The organism is Pseudomonas sp. XK-1, from assembly GCF_038069885.1.
Taxonomy (GTDB): domain Bacteria; phylum Pseudomonadota; class Gammaproteobacteria; order Pseudomonadales; family Pseudomonadaceae; genus Aquipseudomonas.
Map to the genome: position 1 here is coordinate 511,923 of NZ_JBBPES010000001.1, position 21,950 is coordinate 533,872.

Annotated in this window: 20 protein-coding genes, 2 tRNA genes and 1 pseudogene; 18 read left to right on the forward strand and 5 right to left on the reverse strand. The window is 62.6% G+C overall.

Annotated features, from left to right (window positions below; translation table 11 throughout):
- The first annotated feature begins 2 nt into the window (after positions 1-2).
- The 10 genes and pseudogenes from miaA (at position 3) to WMW70_RS22010 (ending at position 9,718) form a co-directional block, all read left to right on the forward strand.
- Positions 3-944 (forward strand): tRNA (adenosine(37)-N6)-dimethylallyltransferase MiaA, encoded by a 942-nt coding sequence (miaA, locus tag WMW70_RS02225; protein WP_341436535.1) that lies wholly within the window; start codon positions 3-5, stop codon positions 942-944.
- Between the two features lie 102 nt (positions 945-1,046).
- The gene (hfq, locus tag WMW70_RS02230; protein WP_339458998.1) at positions 1,047-1,307 is read left to right on the forward strand and encodes an RNA chaperone Hfq; all 261 of its coding nucleotides are present in this window, start codon (positions 1,047-1,049) and stop codon (positions 1,305-1,307) included.
- A gap of 14 nt (positions 1,308-1,321) precedes the next feature.
- Positions 1,322-2,623, forward strand: coding sequence for a ribosome rescue GTPase HflX (gene hflX / locus WMW70_RS02235; RefSeq protein WP_341435889.1), 1,302 nt, complete (start codon positions 1,322-1,324; stop codon positions 2,621-2,623).
- Positions 2,624-2,719: 96 nt separating this feature from the next.
- A complete protein-coding gene (gene hflK, locus WMW70_RS02240) occupies positions 2,720-3,874 on the forward strand; it encodes an FtsH protease activity modulator HflK (RefSeq protein WP_341435890.1) in 1,155 nt (384 codons plus the stop codon).
- Entirely contained in the window at positions 3,874-4,743 is an 870-nt protein-coding gene (hflC, locus tag WMW70_RS02245; protein ID WP_341435891.1) for a protease modulator HflC, read from the forward strand. The genes hflK and hflC overlap by 1 nt, the downstream gene beginning before the upstream one ends.
- Positions 4,744-4,884: 141 nt before the next feature.
- Complete coding sequence (locus tag WMW70_RS02250; protein WP_325505895.1) at positions 4,885-5,070, forward strand: DUF2065 domain-containing protein; 186 nt, start codon at positions 4,885-4,887, stop codon at positions 5,068-5,070.
- 37 nt (positions 5,071-5,107) lie between these two features.
- Positions 5,108-6,295, forward strand: a complete 1,188-nt coding sequence (locus tag WMW70_RS02255; protein ID WP_341435892.1) for an ATP phosphoribosyltransferase regulatory subunit — start codon at positions 5,108-5,110, stop codon at positions 6,293-6,295.
- Between the two features lie 79 nt (positions 6,296-6,374).
- Positions 6,375-7,670: an adenylosuccinate synthase gene (locus WMW70_RS02260; RefSeq protein ID WP_341435893.1), complete on the forward strand. Its 1,296-nt coding sequence runs from the start codon at positions 6,375-6,377 to the stop codon at positions 7,668-7,670.
- Between the two features lie 929 nt (positions 7,671-8,599).
- Positions 8,600-8,860 (forward strand): annotated as a pseudogene (locus WMW70_RS22005) (HAMP domain-containing protein); the annotation flags it as partial.
- Positions 8,834-9,718: a methyl-accepting chemotaxis protein gene (locus WMW70_RS22010; protein WP_445942103.1), complete on the forward strand. Its 885-nt coding sequence runs from the start codon at positions 8,834-8,836 to the stop codon at positions 9,716-9,718. The pseudogene WMW70_RS22005 and the gene WMW70_RS22010, both read left to right, overlap by 27 nt.
- A 164-nt stretch (positions 9,719-9,882) precedes the next feature.
- Here the strand turns inward: WMW70_RS22010 and WMW70_RS02270 are convergent.
- Together WMW70_RS02270 and WMW70_RS02275 are read right to left on the reverse strand one after the other, a co-directional pair.
- Positions 9,883-9,969 (reverse strand) — tRNA-Leu (locus WMW70_RS02270).
- Positions 9,970-10,053: 84 nt separating this feature from the next.
- A tRNA-Leu gene (locus tag WMW70_RS02275) sits at positions 10,054-10,140 on the reverse strand.
- 206 nt (positions 10,141-10,346) lie between these two features.
- Between WMW70_RS02275 and rnr the strand changes: the two genes are divergently transcribed.
- From rnr to dnaB, 7 genes are all read left to right on the forward strand, one after another.
- Positions 10,347-12,860: a ribonuclease R gene (gene rnr, locus WMW70_RS02280; RefSeq protein WP_341435895.1), complete on the forward strand. Its 2,514-nt coding sequence runs from the start codon at positions 10,347-10,349 to the stop codon at positions 12,858-12,860.
- Complete coding sequence (gene rlmB, locus WMW70_RS02285) at positions 12,857-13,609, forward strand: 23S rRNA (guanosine(2251)-2'-O)-methyltransferase RlmB (RefSeq protein WP_341435896.1); 753 nt, start codon at positions 12,857-12,859, stop codon at positions 13,607-13,609. The genes rnr and rlmB overlap by 4 nt, the downstream gene beginning before the upstream one ends.
- 254 nt (positions 13,610-13,863) lie before the next feature.
- Positions 13,864-14,286, forward strand: a complete 423-nt coding sequence (rpsF, locus tag WMW70_RS02290; protein WP_069519638.1) for a 30S ribosomal protein S6 — start codon at positions 13,864-13,866, stop codon at positions 14,284-14,286.
- A 28-nt stretch (positions 14,287-14,314) separates the two neighbouring features.
- Complete coding sequence (gene rpsR, locus WMW70_RS02295; protein WP_069519637.1) at positions 14,315-14,545, forward strand: 30S ribosomal protein S18; 231 nt, start codon at positions 14,315-14,317, stop codon at positions 14,543-14,545.
- A 36-nt stretch (positions 14,546-14,581) separates the two neighbouring features.
- A complete protein-coding gene (locus WMW70_RS02300; RefSeq protein WP_341435897.1) occupies positions 14,582-15,475 on the forward strand; it encodes a hypothetical protein in 894 nt (297 codons plus the stop codon).
- A gap of 21 nt (positions 15,476-15,496) precedes the next feature.
- Positions 15,497-15,943, forward strand: coding sequence for a 50S ribosomal protein L9 (gene rplI, locus WMW70_RS02305; RefSeq protein ID WP_325505910.1), 447 nt, complete (start codon positions 15,497-15,499; stop codon positions 15,941-15,943).
- 115 nt (positions 15,944-16,058) lie between these two features.
- Positions 16,059-17,453, forward strand: a complete 1,395-nt coding sequence (gene dnaB, locus WMW70_RS02310) for a replicative DNA helicase (RefSeq protein ID WP_341435898.1) — start codon at positions 16,059-16,061, stop codon at positions 17,451-17,453.
- Between the two features lie 33 nt (positions 17,454-17,486).
- Here the strand turns inward: dnaB and WMW70_RS02315 are convergent, their stop codons facing one another.
- Positions 17,487-18,188, reverse strand: coding sequence for a helix-turn-helix transcriptional regulator (locus WMW70_RS02315; RefSeq protein WP_341435899.1), 702 nt, complete (start codon positions 18,186-18,188; stop codon positions 17,487-17,489).
- 63 nt (positions 18,189-18,251) lie between these two features.
- On the reverse strand, positions 18,252-18,617 hold the full coding sequence (locus tag WMW70_RS02320) for a VOC family protein (protein WP_341435900.1): 366 nt from the start codon (positions 18,615-18,617) through the stop codon (positions 18,252-18,254).
- Between the two features lie 235 nt (positions 18,618-18,852).
- Between WMW70_RS02320 and alr the strand changes: the two genes are divergently transcribed.
- Positions 18,853-19,929, forward strand: a complete 1,077-nt coding sequence (gene alr / locus WMW70_RS02325; RefSeq protein ID WP_341435901.1) for an alanine racemase — start codon at positions 18,853-18,855, stop codon at positions 19,927-19,929.
- 1 nt (position 19,930) lies between these two features.
- Here alr and WMW70_RS02330 read toward each other — a convergent pair whose 3' ends face one another.
- Positions 19,931-21,832, reverse strand: coding sequence for a diguanylate cyclase domain-containing protein (locus WMW70_RS02330; protein ID WP_445942089.1), 1,902 nt, complete (start codon positions 21,830-21,832; stop codon positions 19,931-19,933).
- Between the last annotated feature and the right edge of the window lie 118 nt (positions 21,833-21,950).

Genomic DNA, 21,950 nt, shown 5'->3' on the forward strand with positions numbered 1-21,950 from the left:
TGATGGGTCCGACGGCCGCCGGCAAGACCGATCTGGCCCTGGCCCTGGCGCGGGTGCTGCCCTGCGAGTTGATCAGCGTCGACTCGGCGCTGGTCTACCGCGGCATGGATATCGGCACGGCCAAGCCGGACAAGGCCACCCTGGCCGAGTTTCCTCATCGCCTGGTGGATATCCGCGATCCGGCCGAGAGCTATTCGGCGGCCGAGTTTCGCAGTGACGCCCTGGCGGCCATGGCCGAGGCCACGGCGCGCGGGCGCATTCCGCTGCTGGTGGGCGGTACCATGTTGTATTACAAGGCGTTGCTGGAAGGTCTGGCGGATATGCCCGGGGCCGATCCGCTGCTGCGCGCGGAGCTGGAGGCGCGGGCCGAGCGTGAAGGCTGGCAGGCGCTGCATGACGAACTGCGTGGGGTCGACCCCGAGTCCGCGGCGCGGATTCACCCCAACGACCCGCAACGCCTGATCCGCGCCCTGGAGGTCTACCGCCTCAGCGGCCTGAGCATGAGCGCGCACCGTCAGCGCCAGGCCGCAGAAAATACCGCAACCGGCGCATCGGCAGCGGGGCAATTCCCCTATACTGTCGCGCAATTGGTTATCGCGCCGGCCCAGCGTTCGATCCTGCACGAGCGTATCGCCCAGCGATTCCGCCTGATGCTGGAACAGGGCTTGCTCGAAGAGGTCGAAGGCCTGCGCCAACGAAGTGACTTGCACCCCGGCTTGCCGTCTATACGAGCTGTAGGTTATCGCCAGGTGTGGGATTACCTCGACGGCAACCTGAGCAGAGCACAGATGGAAGAGCAGGGCATTATTGCCACGCGCCAACTGGCCAAACGGCAGTTCACCTGGTTGCGCGGCTGGGGCGATGCGCATTGGCTGGACAGTCTGGACTGTGACAATCTGCCGCGTGCCTTGAAATACCTGGCAGCGGTCTCCATATTGACCTGAGACCTTGCCGTTAGCCGTCTACTCTGTGAAGTGGGGCGGTATGAACCGTTTACTGGTTTTACTAAAAATTATTGAAAATTGATCCTTAAAGGAGTGCGGCACATGTCAAAAGGGCATTCGCTACAAGACCCTTACCTGAATACCTTGCGTAAGGAACGCGTCCCGGTTTCCATCTATCTGGTCAACGGCATCAAGCTGCAGGGTCAGATCGAGTCTTTCGACCAGTTCGTGATTTTGCTGAAGAACACTGTCAGCCAGATGGTCTACAAGCACGCCATCTCCACCGTAGTGCCGAGCCGTCCGGTGCGTCTGCCGAGTGCAGCCGAGACCGAGCAGGCAGAAGCAGAGCCGGGTAACGCCTGATCTAGGAGGTTGTATTGTTCTTCGAGCGCCATGAAGGTGGGGAACGGGCTCTCCTGGTTCATCTGGACGGTCAGGATTCCGCGGCGCGGGAAGATCCGCAAGAATTCCAGGAGCTGGCCATTTCGGCAGGTGCCGATACGGTGGCCTTCTTCAATGTGCCGAGCAATCGGCTGACCGCCAAATACCTGATTGGTAGCGGCAAGGTTGAAGAATTGCGCGATCAGGTCAAGGCCACCGAGGCCGACCTGGTGATCTTCAATCACGTGCTGACGCCCAGTCAGGAGCGTAACCTGGAGCGGGTGTTCGAGTGTCGGGTGTTGGACCGTACCGGTCTGATCCTCGATATCTTCGCCCAGCGCGCGCGCACCCATGAGGGCAAGCTGCAGGTCGAGCTTGCCCAGCTGGATCATCTGAGTACGCGCCTGGTGCGCGGCTGGACTCACCTTGAGCGCCAGAAGGGCGGTATCGGTCTGCGCGGTCCCGGGGAAACCCAGCTGGAGACTGACCGTCGGCTGTTGCGTGTGCGTATCCGCCAAATCAAGCAGAAGCTCGAGAAGGTGCGCAGCCAGCGCGAGCAGGCACGGCGCGGGCGTCAGCGTGCCGATATTCCCTCGGTGTCCCTGGTCGGCTATACCAACGCCGGCAAATCGACCCTGTTCAATGCCCTGACCGAATCGGATGTGTACGCCGCCGATCAGCTGTTCGCCACCCTGGATCCAACCCTGCGCCGCCTGGAGCTGGATGATCTGGGGCCGATAGTGCTGGCCGATACGGTGGGTTTTATCCGTCATCTGCCGCACAAACTGGTTGAGGCCTTCCGCGCCACCCTCGAAGAATCGAGCAACTCCGACCTGTTGTTGCACGTGATCGACGCCCATGAGCCCGAGCGCGATCAGCAGATCGAGCAGGTGATGGCGGTGCTGGGCGAGATTGGTGCCCATGAGCTGCCGATGCTTGAGGTATACAACAAGCTGGATTTGCTGGAAGGTGTCGAGCCGCAGATCCAGCGCGATGCCGACGGCAAACCGCAGCGGGTGTGGTTATCGGCCCGTGACGGGCGCGGCCTGCCGTTGCTGAAGCAGGCCATCGCCGAGTTGCTGGGCGATGACCTGTTTGTCGCGACATTGCAGTTGCCGCAGGACCTGGCGCGTTTGCGCGCACAGTTTTTCGCCCTTGGGGCGGTGCAGAGCGAGGCCCATGCCGAGGATGGCAGCAGCCTGTTGGCGGTTCGGCTGCCGCGCATCGAGCTGAATCGGCTGGTTACCCGGGCGGGCTTGAAGCCGTCGGAATTTATCGAGCAACACACTTTGCAATAAAGCCTGCGTCAGTGGTTCTGCCGCTGGCTGCATGCATTCGGTAGCATTGGCGGGCGCGCCGTGGGCGCGTCTTTGCTTTATCAGATGGAGAGCGCTATGGCTTGGAATGAGCCGGGTGGCAACTCGAATAATCAGGATCCATGGGGTGGCCGCAAAGGCGGTGATCGCAAGGGGCCACCAGATCTCGATGAGGCCTTCCGCAAGCTGCAGGAAAGCCTCAACGGGCTGTTCGGTGGCGGTAAGAAACGTGGCAGCGATACCGGCTCAGGCAGCGGCGGCGGCTTTGGCCTGCTGTTGGTGGGCCTGGCAGTGCTGGCTGCGGTCTGGCTGTACAGCGCCATTTATGTGGTCGACGAACAGGAGCAGGCGGTGGTGCTGCGTTTCGGTAAGTACTACGAAACCGTAGGTCCGGGTCTGAATATCTATTTCCCGCCGATCGATCGCAAGTTCCAGGAAAACGTCACCCGCGAGCGTGCCTACAGCAAGCAGGGGCAGATGTTGACCGAGGACGAGAACATCATCGAAGTGCCGCTGACCGTGCAGTACAAGATCAGCAATCTGCAGGATTTCGTGCTCAACGTTGATCAGCCGGAAGTCAGCCTGCAGCACGCCACCGACAGTGCCGTGCGCCATGTCGTGGGTTCCACCGAGATGGATCAGGTGCTGACCGAAGGTCGTGAGCTGATGGCCAGCGAGGTCAAGGATCGTTTGCAGCGTTTCCTTGACAACTACCGCACCGGGATCAATGTCACCCAGGTCAACCTGCAGAGTGCGGCCGCGCCGCGCGAAGTGCAGGAAGCCTTCGATGACGTGATCCGTGCCCGTGAAGACGAGCAGCGCGAGAAGAACCAGGCAGAAACCTACGCCAATGGCGTGGTGCCGGAAGCTCGTGGTCAGGCTCAGCGCCTGATCGAAGATGCCAGCGGTTATCGCGAGGAAGTGGTATCCCGTGCCCAGGGTGAGGCGGATCGCTTCACGGCCCTGGTGACCGAGTACCGCAAGGCACCGGAAGTCACCCGCGAGCGTCTGTATCTGGACACCATGCAGGAGCTGATGAGCAATACCAGCAAGGTCCTGGTGACCGGTGACAAGGGGCAGAACAACCTGCTCTATCTGCCGCTGGACAAGATGATTGATGGCCGTAGTTCGCCTGCGCCGTCTGCGGTATCGACTGCTGGCGCCAGTGATGCGAGTTCGCGAGTGAATATGGACCCGCGTCAGGTTGAGCTGCGCACAAGGGAGAGCCGCTGATGAGCAATAAATCGCTGATCGCCCTGATTGTTGGCGTGGTCGTGGCGCTGGTGGCCTGGAACAGCTTCTATATCGTGGCGCAAACCGAGCGGGCGGTGCTGTTGCAGTTCGGTCGTATCGTCCAGCCGGATGTACAGCCTGGCCTGCATGTGAAGGTTCCTTACGTCAACCAGGTGCGCAAGTTCGATGCGCGCCTGCTGACTCTGGATTCCACCAGCTCGCGTTTCCTCACCCTGGAAAAGAAGGCCTTGATGGTCGATGCGTTCGCCAAGTGGCGCGTGCTGGATGCCGAGCGCTACTACACCGCAACGTCTGGCATGAAGCAGATTGCCGACGAGCGTCTGGCCCGTCGTCTCGAAGCTTCGCTGCGTGACCAGTTTGGTAAGCGCACCCTGCACGAGTCGGTATCCGGCGAGCGCGATGCGCTGATGGCGGACGTGACTGCATCGCTCAACCGTGCTGCGCAGCGTGAGCTGGGTATCGAGGTGGTGGATGTACGGGTCAAGGCCATCGACCTGCCGAAGGAAGTGAACCGCAGCGTGTTCGATCGGATGAGTTCCGAACGTGAGCGTGAAGCGCGCGAGCACCGCGCCAAGGGTAGGGAGCTGGCCGAAGGTATTCGTGCCGACGCCGATCGTCAGCGCCGTGTGCTGCTGGCCGATGCCTATCGTCAGGCTGAAGAGCTGCGCGGTGATGGTGATGCTCAGGCCGCTGCGATCTACTCCAAGGCCTACGGTATGGACCAGGAGTTCTACTCCTTCTATCGCAGCCTTAGGGCCTATCGCGAAAGTTTCGCTGATAAGCGCGATGTGCTGGTGCTGGATCCGAGCAGCGACTTCTTCCGTTATCTGGAGAAATCCAAGCCGTAACGGCAGCTGCACGCCACAAGCTACAAGCCGCAGGTCAGCGTCTGACGCTCACTTGTTGCTTGGAGCTTGTGGCCTGAAGCTTTTAGCGTGGTATCATGCGGCAGCCGGGAAAATCCCGGCTTTTTTGCGTCTGTGGGAACCATGTGGCAGGAACTCGGCATCGCATTGTGTCTATTGCTGGTGCTGGAAGGCATCCTGCCCTTTCTCGGTCCGCGTGTTTGGCGCGGGGCGCTCGTACAGTTGGCGCAGCTGTCTGATCGACAGCTACGTCTGATGGGGTTGGCCAGCATGCTGCTGGGCACAACCTTCCTTTATTGGCTTCACTGAAGGCTTGTGCCGCCCGGTTCAAGAGGGGAATGGCGAAATGGCAACGGTAGACCGCTGGCTCCTGCCAGATGGCATCGAAGAAGTACTGCCGCCGCATGCGGCGCGTATCGAAGTGGCGCGTCGTCAGGTGCTGGATCTGTTCCAGCGCTGGGGCTATGAGTTCGTGGTAACGCCGCATATCGAATACCTGGAGTCGCTGTTGACCGGCGCGGGCCAGGATCTCGACTTGCGTACCTTTAAGGTGACCGATCCGCTGTCCGGTCGGCAGATGGGCTTTCGTGCCGACATCACGCCGCAGGTGGCGCGCATCGATGCGCACACCCTGCGCCGCGAAGGGCCGAGCCGTCTGTGCTATGCCGGCAGCGTGGTGCATGCGCAGCCGCGGGCGCTGACAACTTCGCGCAGCCCGATCCAGCTGGGTGCCGAGCTGTATGGCGACGCCAGCCCGGCCAGCGATGTCGAGGTGATCAGCCTGCTGGTCAATACCCTGGAGCTGGCGGCGGTACCGGATGTGCACATGGACCTTGGCCATGTCGGTATTTACCGCGGCCTGGCCCGTGCCGCGGAATTGTCCGGCGAAGTCGAGCAGAAGCTGTTCGATGCGTTGCAGCGCAAGGCCGTGGACGAAGTGGCCGAGCTGACTGCGGCGCTGCCGGAAGAGTTGCGCAAGATGCTGCGCGCGCTCAGTGAACTGTGCGGCGGCCGTGAAGTGCTGGATCTGGCTCAGGCCTGTCTGGTCGAGGCACCGGATGATGTGCATGCGGCGCTGGACGATCTGATGGCGATTGCCGATGCCCTGAGCCTGCGTTACCCGGAGCTGCCGCTGTATTTCGACCTGGGCGAGCTGCGCGGTTATCACTATCACACCGGTGTGGTGTTCGCCGCCTTTGTCCCCGGGGTTGGCTATGCCATCGCCCAGGGTGGCCGCTATGACGATATCGGTGCCGACTTCGGTCGCGCCCGCCCGGCTACCGGCTTTTCCACCGATCTGAAAACCCTGGTTGGCCTGGGGCAGATGCAGCTGGACGAGATGCCGGCGAGTGTCTGGGCTCCGGATAACCATGATGTGTTCTTGTGGCAGGCGATTCAGCGCTTGCGTCTGGATGGTCAGCGCGTGGTCCAGGCATTGCCTGGGCAGACGGTTGCCGATGCCGGCGCGGCGGGTTGTGATCGCCAGCTGCTGTTGCGTGACGGCCGTTGGCAGTTGGCGGCGCTGGCGTCCTGAGGGATTGCCGGGCTGCTCGTCCTGAAATGTTTCCGTCGGCTGCGGCCGGCATCAAGTTTGCGCGAAGAGGGTTAGTGTTATGGGTAAGAATGTCGTAGTCCTGGGCACCCAGTGGGGCGATGAAGGCAAGGGCAAGATCGTCGACCTGCTGACCGAACAGGCTGCAGCCGTAGTGCGTTATCAGGGCGGCCATAACGCCGGTCATACCCTGGTGATCGACGGTGAAAAAACCGTTCTGCACCTGATCCCCTCGGGCATTCTGCGCGAGAACGTGCAGTGCCTGATCGGCAACGGCGTGGTGGTCGCCCCCGACGCCCTGATGCGCGAGATCGTCAAGCTGGAAGCCAAGGGTGTGCCGGTGCGCGAGCGTCTGCGTATCAGCCCGTCTTGCCCGCTGATCCTGGCTTATCATGTGGCCCTGGATCAGGCCCGCGAGAAGGCTCGTGGCGACCTGAAGATCGGCACCACCGGTCGCGGCATCGGCCCGGCCTACGAAGACAAGGTGGCGCGTCGCGGTCTGCGCATTGGCGACCTGTTCCATCGCGAGCGTTTCGCCGCCAAGCTCGGTGAGCTGCTCGACTACCACAACTTCGTGCTGGTCAATTACTACAAAGAGCCGGCCATCGACTTCCAGAAGACTCTGGATGAGTGCATGGAATACGCCGAGCTGCTCAAGCCGATGATGGCCGACGTCACCGCGGTGCTGCACGAGATGCGTCGCGAATCCAAGGACATCATGTTCGAGGGGGCTCAGGGTTCATTGCTGGATATCGACCACGGCACCTACCCCTACGTCACCAGTTCCAACACCACGGCGGGCGGCATCGCCACCGGTTCCGGTTTCGGCCCCATGTACCTGGATTACATCCTGGGTATCACCAAGGCCTACACCACCCGCGTCGGTTCCGGTCCTTTCCCTACCGAGCTGTTCGATGAGACCGGTGCCTTCCTCGCCAAGCGTGGCCATGAGTTCGGCTCCACCACCGGTCGCGCGCGCCGTTGCGGCTGGTTTGATGCGGTGATCCTGCGTCGCGCCATCGAGATCAACAGCATCTCCGGTCTGTGCCTGACCAAGCTCGACGTGCTCGATGGTCTGGAAACCATCCGCATCTGCGTCGGCTACAAGGATGAGCATGGCGAAGTGCTGGTCGACGCACCGACCGATGCCGACAGCTACCTGGGTCTGCAGCCGGTCTACGAAGACCTGCCGGGCTGGAGCGAGTCGACCCTCGGGGCCAAGACCCTGGAAGAGCTGCCGGCCAATGCCCGTGCCTATATCCTGCGCGTGCAGGAGCTGGTGGGGGCACCGATCGACATCATTTCCACTGGCCCGGACCGTAACGAGACCATCGTGCTGCGTCATCCGTTTGCCTGATTGCCATCGGTTGTGCAACAAAGGGTCGCCATAGGCGGCCCTTTGTCGTTCTGGCGATTACAGTTTCGCCTGTTGCGGTCGATTCATGAGTATCGGTCGTCTGATTCTGAAGGGGTGGTGCCTTGTTCTCTCTACTGCATAGTCGCTTGTTGCGTCCGGTGTTTATCGCCCTGGGTATCGCCATGTTGTTGCAGGTGTTGCTGGCGGTCTGGCTGACCCGCACCACGGTGGACGACCTGGTGAGCGATCTGGCGGCGCGCATGCAGGACGACAGCCAACGTCTGGGGGCTGAGCTTGCCGCGGCTGAGCGCGAAGTGGGGCAGGGGTTGGAAGCGCTGTCGACGAAGACTCGTGAGAGTCTCGGGGCTGCCCTGTCCGGGCGTTTGCAGGCCGAGCGCGAGCAGTTGCGCGGCGTGCTGGAGGCTAATCTCAAGCAGTCCGGCACGGCCATGGCGCAGCTGCTGGCGGGTGTCGCGCCCAAGGCCATCTGGGACGACGATGTGCCGGCCCTGACCGCCTTTGCGCGGATTGCCCAGCGCGACCCGGCGGTGCTTTTTGCGATTTACTACGATGCGACGGGGCAGCGTCTGACCCGGCACTTCAATCGCAGCGATGCGCGGATCAGGGCTCTGGTTGCGGCGGGGCAGGGCGGCACGCCATTGGACAAGCTGGTCGATGCGGCGTCGCGCGATCCGCAGGTGTATATGCTCGAGCAGGACATCAATCCCATGGGGGCGCAGATCGGCAAGGTCCAGCTGGGCTTGTCCAGGGCGGCCATCGAGCAGGAGCTGGAGGCGCTGGATCAGCGTTTTGCTGGTCTGGTCGGCGATGCCGGCGAGTTGGTCGACAGCAGTCTGGCCGGTGCGTCGCGCGACAGTGCCCAGGCGCTGCAGCGGCGGCTGCTGGAGGCGCAGCAGGCCGCCGAGGGCATGGCGCAGAGCAGTCTGGGCTCGGTGCAGGTGGCGGCGGACAATCTGCGCTGGCGCATCGCCGTCGGCCTGCTGGTGGTGGGCGTGCTGACCTTGCTGGCGGTGGCGCTGGTGCTCGGTTGGCGGGTGCTCAGTCGCCTGCAGTTGCTGGTGGCGGCGCTGCATGACCTGGCGGCGGGTGAGGGCGATCTGACCCGGCGAGTCGAACTGGTGAGCGGCGATGAGGTCGGCGACATGGCGGCGGCGGTCAATCAGTTCCTGGCCAAGCTGCAGCCCATTGTGCGTGAGGCCGGTGAGGTGGCGGTGCGCACTGGTCAGGAGATCGCCAGCCTGGCCTCGCGCAGCGCGGCGGCCGAGTCGGCAGCCGGGCGTCAGCGCGATGAGGTGGCGGGCAGCCTGCAGGCTCTGGCACAGATGGCGGGCGAGGCACAGGCGGAAAGCCAGGCCATGCAGGAGGCCTTGCGCCGGGTTGCGGCGATTCGTCAGGCGACTCAGGATAATGCGGCCATCGCGACGCGGGTCGGTGGCGCGATCGAAGAGCTGGTGCTGCGGGTCGGCACCGGCGCGGCGGTGATCGAGCGGTTGGCCAAGCAGAGTGAGCAGATCGAAGTGGTGCTGACGGTGATCCATGGCATTGCCGAGCAGACCAATCTGCTGGCCTTGAATGCGGCCATCGAGGCGGCGCGTGCCGGCGAGAGCGGTCGCGGCTTTGCCGTGGTGGCTGACGAGGTACGGGCCCTGGCGAGCAAGACCCAGCAGTCCACCGGCGATATTCAGGCGCATATCGGAGCCTTGCAGAAGGGGGCGCATGAGGCGGTCGGGGCCATTGCCCAGGCCGGGCAGCAGGCGGATCTTGGCTTGGCGGCATTGCGCGAAAGCGCCAAGGTGCAGCACTCGGTGCAGGCAGCGGTGGAAGAGGTGCATGGCGCGATCAATGCGGCGACTGCGGCGGCGGCCCATCAGGCTGAGGGTGCCGATGCGGTGCGCGGGCGGGTCGAGGTGATTCATGCCGAAGCCCAGCGCGCGGCCGAGGCGGTGGCGGCCACGGCGGACAGTGGGCGGGTGCTGGATGGTCTGGCCCGGCAGTTGAAGGCCAGTCTGGGGCAGTTCCGCGTTTAGCGCTGTGGTCCAGTAACTGCCGGGCGTGGTCCCGGCGGGGCCCTCATCCGGCGCTTTGCGCCACCTTCTCCCGCAGGGAGAAGGGCATCAGAGGGCGTTGCTGCGCGACTTACATGCTAATCGCAGGCAATAAAAAACCGAGCGCTTGGCTCGGTTTTTTGAATTGGTGCCCAGGAGAAGACTCGAACTTCCACGACCGTAAGGTCACCAGCACCTGAAGCTGGCGTGTCTACCAATTTCACCACCTGGGCATTGCAGCAGGCTTCGTCGTTGCCGACACGGAGCGTTGCGTCCGTTTATCGCAGGAACCCAGTCATTGACTCGATTCTTGAATATGGTGCCCAGGAGAAGACTCGAACTTCCACGATCTTGCGATCACTGATACCTGAAACCAGCGCGTCTACCAATTCCGCCACCTGGGCACTGAAACGATGATTACTCATCAGTTCCGTGTTACAACGTCTGTTCGACGCTGTGGGCGCGAACTATACGGGCGACCTTTTGCCTTGTAAAGCCCTGCTGCTGAAAAAAATATTGTCGCTGGAAAAGCTGACCGAGAAGCCTTTTTCGCGCTTCAATAGGCATATGACTCACCTATATATACATAAGCAAAGGTAGCCCCAACTCAATGGCCGATTGGCAATCCCTCGATCCCGAGGCCGCACGTGAAGCGGAAAAATACGAAAACCCTATCCCAAGCCGTGAGCTGATCCTGCAGCATCTGGACGAGCGCGGCTCCCCTGCCGCCCGCGAAGAGCTGGCCCAGGAGTTCGGCCTCAGCACGGATGAGCAGCTGGAAGCCTTGCGCCGCCGCCTGCGGGCCATGGAGCGCGACGGTCAGCTGATCTATACCCGGCGCGGCACCTATGCCCCGGTGGACAAGCTCGATCTGATCCTCGGGCGGGTCAGCGGCCATCGCGATGGCTTCGGCTTCCTGATCCCCGATGACGGCAGCGACGACCTGTTCCTCAGCCCGGCGCAAATGCGTCTGGTGTTCGATGGCGACCGCGCCCTGGCCCGTGTCACCGGGCTCGACCGTCGCGGTCGGCGCGAGGGTGGTGTGGTCGAGGTGATCTCCCGCGCCCATGAGTCCATCGTCGGCCGCTACTACGAAGAAAGCGGCATCGGCTTCGTGGTTGCCGACAACCCGAAGATCCAGCAGGAAGTGCTGGTCACCCCAGGGCGTAATGCCGGGGCCAAGCAGGGTCAGTTCGTTGAGGTGAAAATCACCCATTGGCCGACGCCGCGCTTCCAGCCCCAGGGCGATGTGGTCGAAGTGGTCGGCAACTATATGGCACCGGGCATGGAGATCGATGTCGCCCTGCGCAGCTATGACATTCCCCATGTCTGGCCCGAGGCGGTGATCAAGGAGGCGCGCAAGCTCAAGCCGGAAGTCGAGGAGAAGGACAAGGAGAAGCGCGTCGATCTGCGCCATCTGCCGTTCGTCACCATCGATGGCGAAGACGCCCGTGACTTCGACGATGCGGTGTACTGCGAGAAGAATGGCAGCAACTGGCGGCTGTTCTCCGGCGGCTGGAAGCTCTATGTGGCCATCGCCGACGTCTCCCACTACGTCAAGGTCGATTCGGCGCTGGATGCCGAGGCCCAGGTGCGCGGCAACTCGGTGTATTTCCCCGAGCGGGTAATCCCGATGCTGCCGGAGGAGCTGTCCAACGGCCTGTGTTCGCTCAATCCTCAGGTCGATCGTCTGGCCATGGTCTGCGAGATCAGCATCTCCAAGACCGGCAAGATGACCGACTACCAGTTCTATGAAGCCGTGATCCACTCCCATGCGCGCCTGACCTACAACAAGGTCAGCGCCATGCTCGAAGACCCCAAGGGTGGCGAGGGCAAGGCCCTGCGCAGTGAGTACAAGCAGGTGCTGCCGCACCTCAAACAGCTCTACTCGCTGTATCAGGTGCTGCTGGCGGCGCGTCACGAGCGCGGTGCCATCGACTTCGAAACCCAGGAAACCCGCATCATCTTCGGTGCCGGGCGCAAGATCGCGGAGATCCGCCCGACCCAGCGCAACGATGCGCACAAGCTGATCGAAGAGTGCATGCTGGCGGCCAACGTGGCCACCGCGGCCTTTATGCAGAAGCATGAGATCCCGGCGCTGTATCGCGTGCATGACGGCCCGCCGCCGGAGCGAGTGGAGAAGCTCAAGGCCTTCCTCACCGAGCTGGGTCTGTCCCTGCATCGCGGCAAGTCCAAGGACGGCCCTAGCCCTAAGGACTATCAGCTGCTGCTGGAAAGCATTCGCGAGCGTCCCGACTACCACCTGATCCAGACCGTGATGCTGCGCTCGCTGAGTCAGGCGGTGTACAGCGCCGACAATCAGGGCCACTTCGGCCTGAATTACGAGGCCTATGCTCACTTCACCTCGCCGATTCGTCGCTATCCGGATCTGTTGATTCATCGGGCGATCCGCAGTGTGATCCGCTCCAAGCAGGACACCCCGCACGTCAAGCGCGCCGGTGCGCAGAGCATGCCCAGGGCACGCATCTACCCCTACGACGAACCGACCCTGGAGCAGCTCGGCGAGCAGTGCTCGATGTCCGAGCGGCGCGCCGACGAGGCCACCCGCGATGTGGTGAACTGGCTCAAGTGCGAGTTTATGAAGGACCGCGTCGGCGAAACCTTCCCCGGGGTGATTACCGCGGTGACCGGTTTTGGTCTGTTCGTCGAGTTGAAGGACATCTACGTCGAAGGCCTGGTGCATGTCACCGCGCTGCCGGGTGACTACTACCATTTCGACCCGGTGCACCATCGTCTGGCCGGCGAGCGTAGCGGTCGCAGCTTCCGTCTGGGCGACAGCGTCGAGGTCAAGGTCATGCGCGTCGATCTGGATGAGCGCAAGATCGACTTCGAGCTGGCCGAAGGCAAGGCGCTCGCGCCGGATGGTCCGCGGCGTGGCGGCTTCGAGTCGGCCGGTAAGGGCGGACGGCGCAGTGAGCGTGCTGCCGGCAATACCGATGTGGCCAAGAGCCGTGAAGTGAAAAAGGCCCTGCTGTCCGAATCCAAGGGTAAGGGCAGCAAGGCGCGCACCGGCAAGGCCGAGGTGGCCAAGCCCGCTGCCAAGGCCGGCAGTCATCGCAAGGGTGGCGCGGGTGCAGCGCGCAAACCTAAGGCGAAATCATGAGTCAGCTGGAGAAAATCTACGGCGTGCATGCCGTGGAAGCCCTGTTGCGTCATCACCCGAAGCGGGTCAAGCAGGTCTGGCTGGCTGAGGGGCGTAACGATCCGCGGGTACAGGTCTTGTTGGGTCTGGCGGCAGAAGCCCGGGTAAGCGTCGGCCAGTGTGAGCGACGCGAGATGGATGCCTGGGTCGAGGGTGTGCACCAGGGCGTGGTGGCTGATGTCAGCCCCAGCCAGGTGTGGGGTGAGGCCATGCTCGAAGAGCTGCTCGACCGTGCCGAGGGCCCGCCGCTGTTGCTGGTGCTCGATGGCGTCACCGATCCGCACAACCTCGGTGCCTGTTTGCGTACCGCCGATGCCGCCGGCGCGCTGGCGGTGATCGTGCCGAAGGACAAGTCAGCCACCCTCAACGCCACGGTGCGTAAAGTGGCCTGCGGGGCCGCCGAGGTGATCCCGCTGGTGGCTGTGACCAACCTGGCGCGCAGTCTGGAGAAACTCCAGCAACGCGGCCTGTGGGTGGTCGGCACCGCCGGCGAGGCGGAAATGGAGCTGTACGATCATGACCTGACCGGGCCCACCGTGCTGATCATGGGGGCCGAAGGCAAGGGCATGCGCCGTCTGACCCGCGAGCACTGCGATTACCTGGTCAAGCTGCCGATGGCCGGCAGCGTCAGCAGCCTGAACGTCTCGGTGGCCACCGGGGTCTGTCTGTTCGAGGCATTGCGTCAGCGCAAGGTTGGCGGCAAGAAGTAACTCTGTAGCGGGCACCCGGTGGGTGCCTGCTGCTGTTGCTCCCTGAGCAGCGTCCTCTCTTTCCGCGCATTCGTTGCGGGTTGCTCAAATAATCACCAGTTCACCTTGCTTGTGTCCGGGGGCTTCACTAGAATGTCGCCCCTTGCCGCTCCGGCAGGCGCAATTGCGCCCTTCTGATCGAGCAAGACAAACAGTGTCATTCACTCCTTGCCTGACCGCATTTGGCGGCAGGCTACAACCCGTAAGGAGCATTTATGCGTCATTACGAAATCATCTTTCTGGTTCACCCGGACCAGAGCGAGCAAGTCGGCGGCATGGTTGAGCGTTACACCAAGCTGATCGAAGAAGACGGCGGCAAGATTCACCGCCTGGAAGATTGGGGCCGTCGTCAGCTGGCCTATGCAATCAACAATGTTCACAAGGCTCACTACGTGATGCTGAACGTTGAGTGCACCGGCAAGGCCCTGGCCGAGCTGGAAGACAACTTCCGTTACAACGATGCCGTGATCCGTAACCTGGTCATCCGTCGCGACGAAGCTGTTACCGATCAGTCCGAGATGCTTAAGGCTGAGGAAAATCGTAGCGAGCGCCGCGAGCGTCGTGATCGTCCTGAAAGCGCCGACTCCGCCGATGGCGATGACAGCGACAACAGCGACAGCGATAACGCTGACGAGTAATCCACGGATCTATTGAGGAGCCAATCTCATGGCACGTTTCTTCCGTCGTCGTAAATTCTGCCGTTTCACCGCAGAAGAAGTGAAAGAGATCGATTTCAAGGATCTCAACACGCTGAAGGCTTACATCTCGGAAACCGGCAAGATCGTTCCTAGCCGTATCACCGGTACTAAGGCTCGTTATCAGCGTCAGCTGGCTACCGCTATCAAGCGCGCCCGCTTCCTGGCCCTGCTGCCTTACACCGACAGCCACGGCCGCTGAGACCAGATGTTCGACAAGAAGTAAGGGATAAATTGCATGCGCGCCTTAGCTGAATTCATTATGCGCGGCCGTATGCAGGCCACCCTGGTGGTGGTCGTTTCTGCGGCATTGCCGCTGCTGTTCTGGTTAAGTGCTGCCGCCGGATGCCTGGTGCTCCTGCGGCGCGGTTTGAGTGATGCCCTGGGCATCCTCGTCTGGGCCCTGCTGCCGGCCATAGGCTGGTGGTACTTTGGTGAGCCGCGCACCCTGTTGGTGTTGCTCGGTGCGCTGGGGTTGGCGTTGGTGTTGCGCGCCAACCCGTCCTGGAATCGCGTGCTGCTATGCAGTGTGGCCTTGGGCCTGGTGTACGGGTTGGTCTTGGGTGCGGTGTTCCGCGAACCCATCGAAGCAATGGCGCTTGAGCTGCAGAAGCTGATGCCGCAAATGCTCGATGGGGTTCACCAGCAGATGTCGGTGGACGAGCGAGCGCGCCTGGATAGCCTGATTGCACCGGTGCTGACCGGTTTGATAGCGGCGTTGCTGCAGATAGTCAGCCTGCTGAGCCTGATGCTTGGGCGTTTCTGGCAGGCGCAGTTGTATAACCCGGGTGGTTTCGGGCGCGAGTTTCGCGCGTTGCGACTGCCGATACCGCTGGCGATGGTGCTGCTGGGGTGCATGCTGTTGGGGCCCAATCTGGGGCCGCAAATGGCCATGCTGACCCCGCTGAGCAGCGTACCGCTGGTGTTTGCTGGCATCGCCCTGTTGCATGGGCTGGTGGCGCAAGGTCGGCTAGGCAAGTTCTGGCTGGTTGGGTTGTACATCACGCTGCTGCTGTTTATGCAGCTGACTTATCCGTTACTGGTGGTTTTGGCCATTGTCGACAGTCTGTTTGATTTTCGTGGTCGCTTCGAGCGCAAGCAAGGCTCGGGTCCCGCGAACGGTGAAGGTTAAAAGTTAAGAGGTTATTACCAAATGGAACTGATCCTGCTGGAAAAAATCGCCAACCTGGGCAACCTGGGCGATAAAGTGAATGTTAAGTCCGGTTACGGTCGTAACTTCCTGCTGCCGCAAGGCAAAGCCACTGCCGCTACCCCGGCCAACGTTGCGGCTTTCGAAGCCCGCCGCGCTGAGCTGGAAAAGCTGGCTGCCGAGAAGAAGGCTTACGCCGAATCCCGCGCTGCCCAGCTGGCTGAACTGGAAGTCACCATCACCGCTACCGCGGGCGATGAGGGCAAACTGTTCGGCTCTATCGGTACTCACGACATCGCTGAAGCCCTGACCGCCTCCGGCGTTGAAGTGGCCAAAGCTGAAGTGCGTCTGCCGAACGGCACCATTCGTCAAATCGGCGAATACGACGTAGCCGTGCACCTGCACAGCGACGTTGAAGCAACCGTACGGGTTGTTGTAGTAGCAGCCTAACTGGCCGCTAAACGGTCTTGCACTTAGGTGCAGGCCCGCTAACATCGGGCACGGCATTGCGAAAGCGATGCCGTGCCCTTTGTTTTTCAAACACAGATTTTATTTCCCGAGCCTTATGAACGACATCAGCCTGCCCGAACAGTACGACCTGCAAACCTCCGCCCTGAAGGTGCCGCCGCACTCGATCGAGGCCGAGCAAGCCGTACTGGGCGGTTTGATGCTCGACAACAACGCCTGGGAGCGGGTGCTCGATGCGGTGTCCGATGGCGACTTCTATCGGCATGACCACCGCCTGATCTTCCGCGCCATCTTCAAGCTGGCCGAGCGTAATCACCCCTTTGACGTGGTCACCGTGTCCGAGCAGCTGGACCAGGAAGGGCAGCTGTCGCAGGTCGGCGGCCTGGCCTACCTCGGTGAACTGGCGAAGAACATTCCGTCGGTGGCCAACATCAAGGCCTATGCGCAGATCATTCGCGAGCGCGCCACGCTGCGCCAGTTGATCGGCATCAGCGGCGAAATCGCCGACAGTGCGTACATGCCGCAAGGCCGCACAGGGGCCGAGATTCTCGACGAGGCCGAGCGGTTGATCTTCCAGATCGCCGAGGCGCGGCCGAAGACCGGCGGCCCGGTGGGGATCAACGATATTCTGGTCAAGGCCATCGACCGCATCGACACCCTGTTCAATGCCGGCGACGCGATCACCGGCCTGTCTACCGGCTTTACCGACCTGGACAACCTGACCAGCGGCCTGCAGCCGGCCGACCTGATCATCGTCGCCGGCCGTCCCTCGATGGGTAAGACCACCTTCGCCATGAACCTGGTGGAAAACGCGCTGATGCGCAGCGACAAGGTGGTGATGGTGTACTCCCTGGAGATGCCGTCCGACTCCATCGTGATGCGTATGCTCGCCTCGCTCGGCCGCATCGACCAGACCAAGGTACGTGCCGGTCGCCTGGATGACGACGATTGGCCGCGCCTGACCAGCGCGGTCAACCTGCTCAATGACCGCAAACTGTTTATCGACGATACCGCCGGTATCTCGCCCTCTGAGATGCGCGCGCGCACCCGCCGCCTGGCCCGTGAGCACGGCGAGATCGGCCTGATCATGGTCGACTACCTGCAGTTGATGCAGATCCCTGGTTCCAGCGGCGACAGTCGAGTGAACGAGATTTCCGAAATCTCCCGCTCGCTCAAGGCCCTGGCCAAGGAATTCAACTGCCCGGTGATTGCCCTGTCGCAGCTTAACCGTGGCCTGGAACAGCGGCCGAACAAGCGGCCGATCAACTCCGACTTGCGTGAATCGGGTGCGATCGAGCAGGACGCCGACATCATCATGTTCGTCTACCGCGACGAGGTGTATCACCCCGAGACCGAGTACAAGGGCGTGGCCGAGATCATCATCGGCAAGCAGCGTAACGGTCCGCTGGGTACGGCGCGGCTGGCGTTTCTCGGTAAGTTCTCGCGCTTCGAGAACCTCGCACCGGGTAGCTATCAGTTCGACGACGAGTGATCGAGCCTGCTCTAGATCCTGCCGTTCAGGCGTTTAGCTCCGGTACAGCGGTGCGGTAGCCTGCTCGCCTAGATAGGGTTTGAGGTAGTCCTCCAGGCGTTGGCCCTCCACCGGTTCAAAGGTCTCCGCGCGATCCTGAAGTTGCTCCACGCGGTCGATGCGGAAGTTGCGAAAGTCGTTGCGCAACTCACACCAGCCGCACAGGGTCCAGGTTTGCCCCCAGAAGAACAGCCCGAGCGGCCAGACGCAGCGTTGGCTGGTTTCGCCGCGTTCATCGCGATAGCTGATCAGCAGTTTGTGGCGCTGGCGTATGGCCTGGCGCAGCTGGCCGAGCCAATGCACAGGGTAAGGATTGGTTTCGGGGGCAAACAGCTGGTTGCGATTGAGCTCGTCGCGCAGCTCGTTGGGCAACACGCTGTGGATCTTCGCCAGTGCCGCTTCGGCCGCCCGTTGCAGTTGTGGGTCGGCCCAGGCTTTGACCATGCGCGCGCCCACGAGCAAGGCTTCTATCTCCTCGCGTTCGAACATCAGGGGTGGCAGATCCATCGGTTGGCGCAGCACGTAGCCGACGCCCGCTTCACCTTCCAGGGGGACTCCGGACAGGGAGAGGTCCTGGATATCGCGATAAATCGTGCGTACCGATACTTGCAGGCGCTCGGCCAGCCACTGGGCGGTGGTCAGGCGACGACTGCGCAGGAACTGCACGATTTGAAACAGACGGTCGGCGCGCCTCATGTTGTCTCAGCTGTTCTCGCTCTGGATTACCGGGCGCACTGACGCACGCCCGGAATGCTGGGTTCAGGACATGCTGTGCAGGCCCACTTCATTGCCTTCGCTGTCTTTTATCACAGCGATAAAGCCATGGGGGGCGATGGACATCTTGCTCTGGATGATCACGCCGCCAGCGGAGGGCACCCGGTTCACCACGGCATCCAGTTGGCCTTCGACGTTCAGGTAGATGCGGGTACCGCCAATGCCGCTCTGTTGCTCGGCCGACTCGCTCAGGCAGCCACCGACACCGCTTTCCAGTGCATGGGGGAACAGGGCCATGCGCCCGCCCATGCCTTGCATTACCTCCAGCGGCGTCGCCAGGGCGCGTTCATAGAAGCCGCGGGCACGCTCGAAGTTGCTGACAAATAGTTCGAACCAGTTGATCGCATTCATGTTCTCTCTCCTTGAAGGTTATGGGCGACAGGCAACGGCAGTATCTGACGGCGCGTTTTAGCCTGTGGAGCCCACTCTAGGGCAGTGCTACTGACAGCTTATTGTCAGTAGCTTTCGCCGCGGTGCGATTAAATTTAAGCCGCCAGCGGCGCTGCCGCGGATATATGGGGTGTGGTGGGCAGCCCGGCGACTGAGGTTTAAGATGCTCGGCTTTAGTCTGCCGTGGAGCCCCGTCATGCGCCCTCTTGTTGCCAGCATCGATCTGACCGCCATTCGCCACAATCACGCCCTGGCCAAACGCTGTGCGCCGGGGCGGCAGGCGTTTGCGGTGGTCAAGGCCAATGCCTACGGGCATGGCGTGCGCGAGGTGGTGACGGCCCTGCACGATGAGGCCGAGGGGTTTGCCGTGGCCAGCCTGGAGGAGGCCGCCGAGGTGCGTGCGTTGCACGGTACGGCGCGGATTCTGCTGCTTGAGGGCTGCTTCGAGGCGGACGAGTACCAGTTTGCCGCGCAGCTGGGCCTGGATGTGGTGCTGCACAGCGAGCAGCAGGCGCAACTGCTGCTCGCCGCCGGCCTGACGCGGCCGCTGAATGTCTGGCTGAAGCTGGACAGCGGCATGCACCGCCTGGGCTTCAGCGCTGCCGCTGTGCGTGAGTGGCACGGCCGTCTGCAAGGCGCAGCGCATGTGGCCGAGCTCAACCTGCTCAGCCACTTTGCCTGCGCCGATGAGCGCGGTAGCGAAACCACCGAACTGCAGCTCGAGCAGTTTCTCGAGCTGCTGGATCTGGATTTTGCCCAGCGCTCGCTGGCCAACTCGGCGGCGATCCTGACCATTCCCGCTGCGCATATGGATTGGCTGCGCCCAGGCATCATGCTCTACGGCGCGACGCCCTTTGCCGACTTGGGCGCGACCGAACTGGGCCTGCGCCCGGCCATGAGCCTGACAGCCCAGCTGATAGCCTGCCGTGATGTCGAGGTGGGTGAAGCGGTTGGCTATGGTGGCAGCTGGCGCGCCGAGCGACCGTCGCGTATCGGCACGGTGAGTTGTGGCTATGCTGATGGCTATCCGCGCCATGCGCCGGCCGGCACCCCGGTGGTCATCCAGGGCCAGCGGGTGGCGCTGGTCGGGCGGGTTTCCATGGATATGCTGACGGTCGACCTGAGCGATCTGCCCGAGGCCGCCGTGGGCGATGCCGTCGAGCTGTGGGGCGCGCAGTTGCCGGTGGATGAAGTGGCACAGGCCGCCGGCACCATTGGTTACGAGCTGCTCAGCAAGGTCACCGCGCGGGTGCCGCGGCGTTATCGCAACTGAGCTAGCTCAGGCCGCTGGAGACATTCAGCACGTCCACCTGCAGGCGGGCGCTGCTGCTCAGTTCGCCGTCTTCGCCGCATACCGCCGAGCCAGAGCGGCCGCGGGCCTTGACCTTGTAGAGCATCTCATCGGCGGCCTTGTACAGGCTGGTGAAGGTGTGGGCATGTTGCGGATAGAGCGCGGCCCCGATGCTGATGGTCACGGTCAGGCGTTCGGCCCCGTAGTGGACTGGTTGCGCCAGCTCGGCGAGCAGCCGGCCGGCGATATCACGGGCTTGGTCCTCGGCATCCGCACCGCAGATCAATACGGCAAATTCGTCGCCACCCAGGCGCGCCACGGCATCGCCTGCACGCACATGCTCGCGCAGGCGCTGGGCGATGGCCTGAAGCATCTGGTCGCCGGCGTCGTGGCCATGCTGGTCGTTGATTGGCTTGAAGTGGTCGAGGTCGATCAACAGCAGGGCGACCGCCTGGTTGTGACGTTTCGCCTCGGCCAGGCCGGCTTCGCAGCGCTCGACCAGGTAGCGGCGGTTGGGCAGTTCGGTCAGCGGATCGTGGAAGGCGGCGTGTTGCAACTCGCGTTCGCGCTCGCGCAGGCGTTCGTTGGTGGCGGCCAGCTCGGCGGTGCGTAACTCCACCGAGTGCTGCAGTTCGGCGGCATTGGCCTGGGCCTGGGCCAGGCGCGCGGTTTTCTCCCGGTCGACCTGCTGCAGGGCCTGGGCCTTCTCCTGTTTGAGCATCTGGATGCGGTAAGCCAGGGCGAAGGAGAACAGGATGGTTTCGGCGGCCACCGAGAGTGGGAACAGGTAGGCGGTGAAGTTGCTCGGTTCGATCAGGCCGGCCGCGCGCATCACCAGCACTATGGTGCTACTCAGCACCGCGCCGTAACCGAGCAGGTAGAAGCGCGCCGGGAAGAAGCCCTGATAGCAGCGCACGCCGGCGCTGAACAACGCGGTGGGCACGGTGGCGAACGGGGTCAGGGCGATCAGCAAGGCACCCTCGGCGCGGTAGCCGAAGGCGTTGATCAGGATGGCGATGACATACAATACGCAGCCGGCATTCAGCAGGCGATGCGGCCAGATCAGGCCGCGCCTGGTGTAGAGCAGCTCTTGGGTGAAGCGCATGACGAAAATGCCCCAGAGCGAGGGCAGGGTGATGCGGTCCAGCCAGAAGGGCACGGCGCTGTCGGGCCACAGGTACTGAAACCCGTGACCGGTCATGCTGAGGATAAACACCAGCACGCAAGCGGTGGCCAGCACGTACCAGAGATAGGCCTTGTCGCGCAGGGCGATCAGAATAAACAGGTTGTACAGCAGCAGGGCCAGAATCACCCCGTAGATCAGGCCGAAGCCGATATTCTCGTTGCTGGCCAGTTGTTCAAGGTCGGACAGCTGCCAGATTTTCAGGGGGAAGGAGTTGCCCGCTGGGTCGAGGCTGCGGAAATACAGGGTAAGGGGCTCCTCGCCCAGTTCCGGCAACTTGAACAGCATGCGCCGGTAGGGGTAGTCGCGCCCCTCGGCATAGGGCACCGCGGTGCCGGTTGCACGCTCGTGCCAGCCGCCCTGGCCATCGGGCAGATAGAGGTGCAGGCTGAAGATGGTGATGCCGGCATTTTCCAGCCACCACTGGCTGGGTGCGCCGGCCGCGCGCCGCAGGCTGACCTTGACCCACCAGGGGTTGCGGCTCTGGCCGACGGTGGCGCGCCCGTTGGCAGGTGTGAAGCGGCTCTGCACCGCCGGATCGGCCATGTCGGCAATGGTGAGCTGGCCGCCGACGTCTTCCAGCAGTTCGATCTGGTCGTTCAGCGAGCTGCCGCTGCTGTCACTTTCCAGCAGGGCGGGAGCTGCGCACACACCGGCTGCCAGGCCGAGCAGCAGGATGATCGAGGAGACAAATCGCTGCACTACACGCACTCCGTGAACCCGGCTATCGATGCCGATACTTTGATCGAGTCGAGTATAGCTGCAAGCATGGCTGTGATCACAAGCTCAGCAGCCGGTGTACCCCACCCGGATAGCTGCA

Excerpts from the sequence above, each read along its gene's own strand:
- miaA (WP_341436535.1), top strand. The coding sequence starts at position 3 with ATGGGTCCGACGGCCGCCGGCAAGACCGATCTGGCCCTGGCCCTGGCG.
- hfq (WP_339458998.1), top strand. The coding sequence starts at position 1,047 with ATGTCAAAAGGGCATTCGCTACAAGACCCTTACCTGAATACCTTGCGT.
- hflK (WP_341435890.1), top strand. The coding sequence starts at position 2,720 with ATGGCTTGGAATGAGCCGGGTGGCAACTCGAATAATCAGGATCCATGG.
- hflC (WP_341435891.1), top strand. The coding sequence starts at position 3,874 with ATGAGCAATAAATCGCTGATCGCCCTGATTGTTGGCGTGGTCGTGGCG.
- WMW70_RS02250 (WP_325505895.1), top strand. The coding sequence starts at position 4,885 with ATGTGGCAGGAACTCGGCATCGCATTGTGTCTATTGCTGGTGCTGGAA.
- WMW70_RS02255 (WP_341435892.1), top strand. The coding sequence starts at position 5,108 with ATGGCAACGGTAGACCGCTGGCTCCTGCCAGATGGCATCGAAGAAGTA.
- WMW70_RS02260 (WP_341435893.1), top strand. The coding sequence starts at position 6,375 with ATGGGTAAGAATGTCGTAGTCCTGGGCACCCAGTGGGGCGATGAAGGC.
- WMW70_RS22010 (WP_445942103.1), top strand. The coding sequence starts at position 8,834 with ATGGCGGCGGCGGTCAATCAGTTCCTGGCCAAGCTGCAGCCCATTGTG.
- rnr (WP_341435895.1), top strand. The coding sequence starts at position 10,347 with ATGGCCGATTGGCAATCCCTCGATCCCGAGGCCGCACGTGAAGCGGAA.
- rlmB (WP_341435896.1), top strand. The coding sequence starts at position 12,857 with ATGAGTCAGCTGGAGAAAATCTACGGCGTGCATGCCGTGGAAGCCCTG.
- rpsF (WP_069519638.1), top strand. The coding sequence starts at position 13,864 with ATGCGTCATTACGAAATCATCTTTCTGGTTCACCCGGACCAGAGCGAG.
- rpsR (WP_069519637.1), top strand. The coding sequence starts at position 14,315 with ATGGCACGTTTCTTCCGTCGTCGTAAATTCTGCCGTTTCACCGCAGAA.
- WMW70_RS02300 (WP_341435897.1), top strand. The coding sequence starts at position 14,582 with ATGCGCGCCTTAGCTGAATTCATTATGCGCGGCCGTATGCAGGCCACC.
- rplI (WP_325505910.1), top strand. The coding sequence starts at position 15,497 with ATGGAACTGATCCTGCTGGAAAAAATCGCCAACCTGGGCAACCTGGGC.
- dnaB (WP_341435898.1), top strand. The coding sequence starts at position 16,059 with ATGAACGACATCAGCCTGCCCGAACAGTACGACCTGCAAACCTCCGCC.
- WMW70_RS02315 (WP_341435899.1), bottom strand. The coding sequence starts at position 18,188 with ATGAGGCGCGCCGACCGTCTGTTTCAAATCGTGCAGTTCCTGCGCAGT.
- WMW70_RS02320 (WP_341435900.1), bottom strand. The coding sequence starts at position 18,617 with ATGAATGCGATCAACTGGTTCGAACTATTTGTCAGCAACTTCGAGCGT.
- alr (WP_341435901.1), top strand. The coding sequence starts at position 18,853 with ATGCGCCCTCTTGTTGCCAGCATCGATCTGACCGCCATTCGCCACAAT.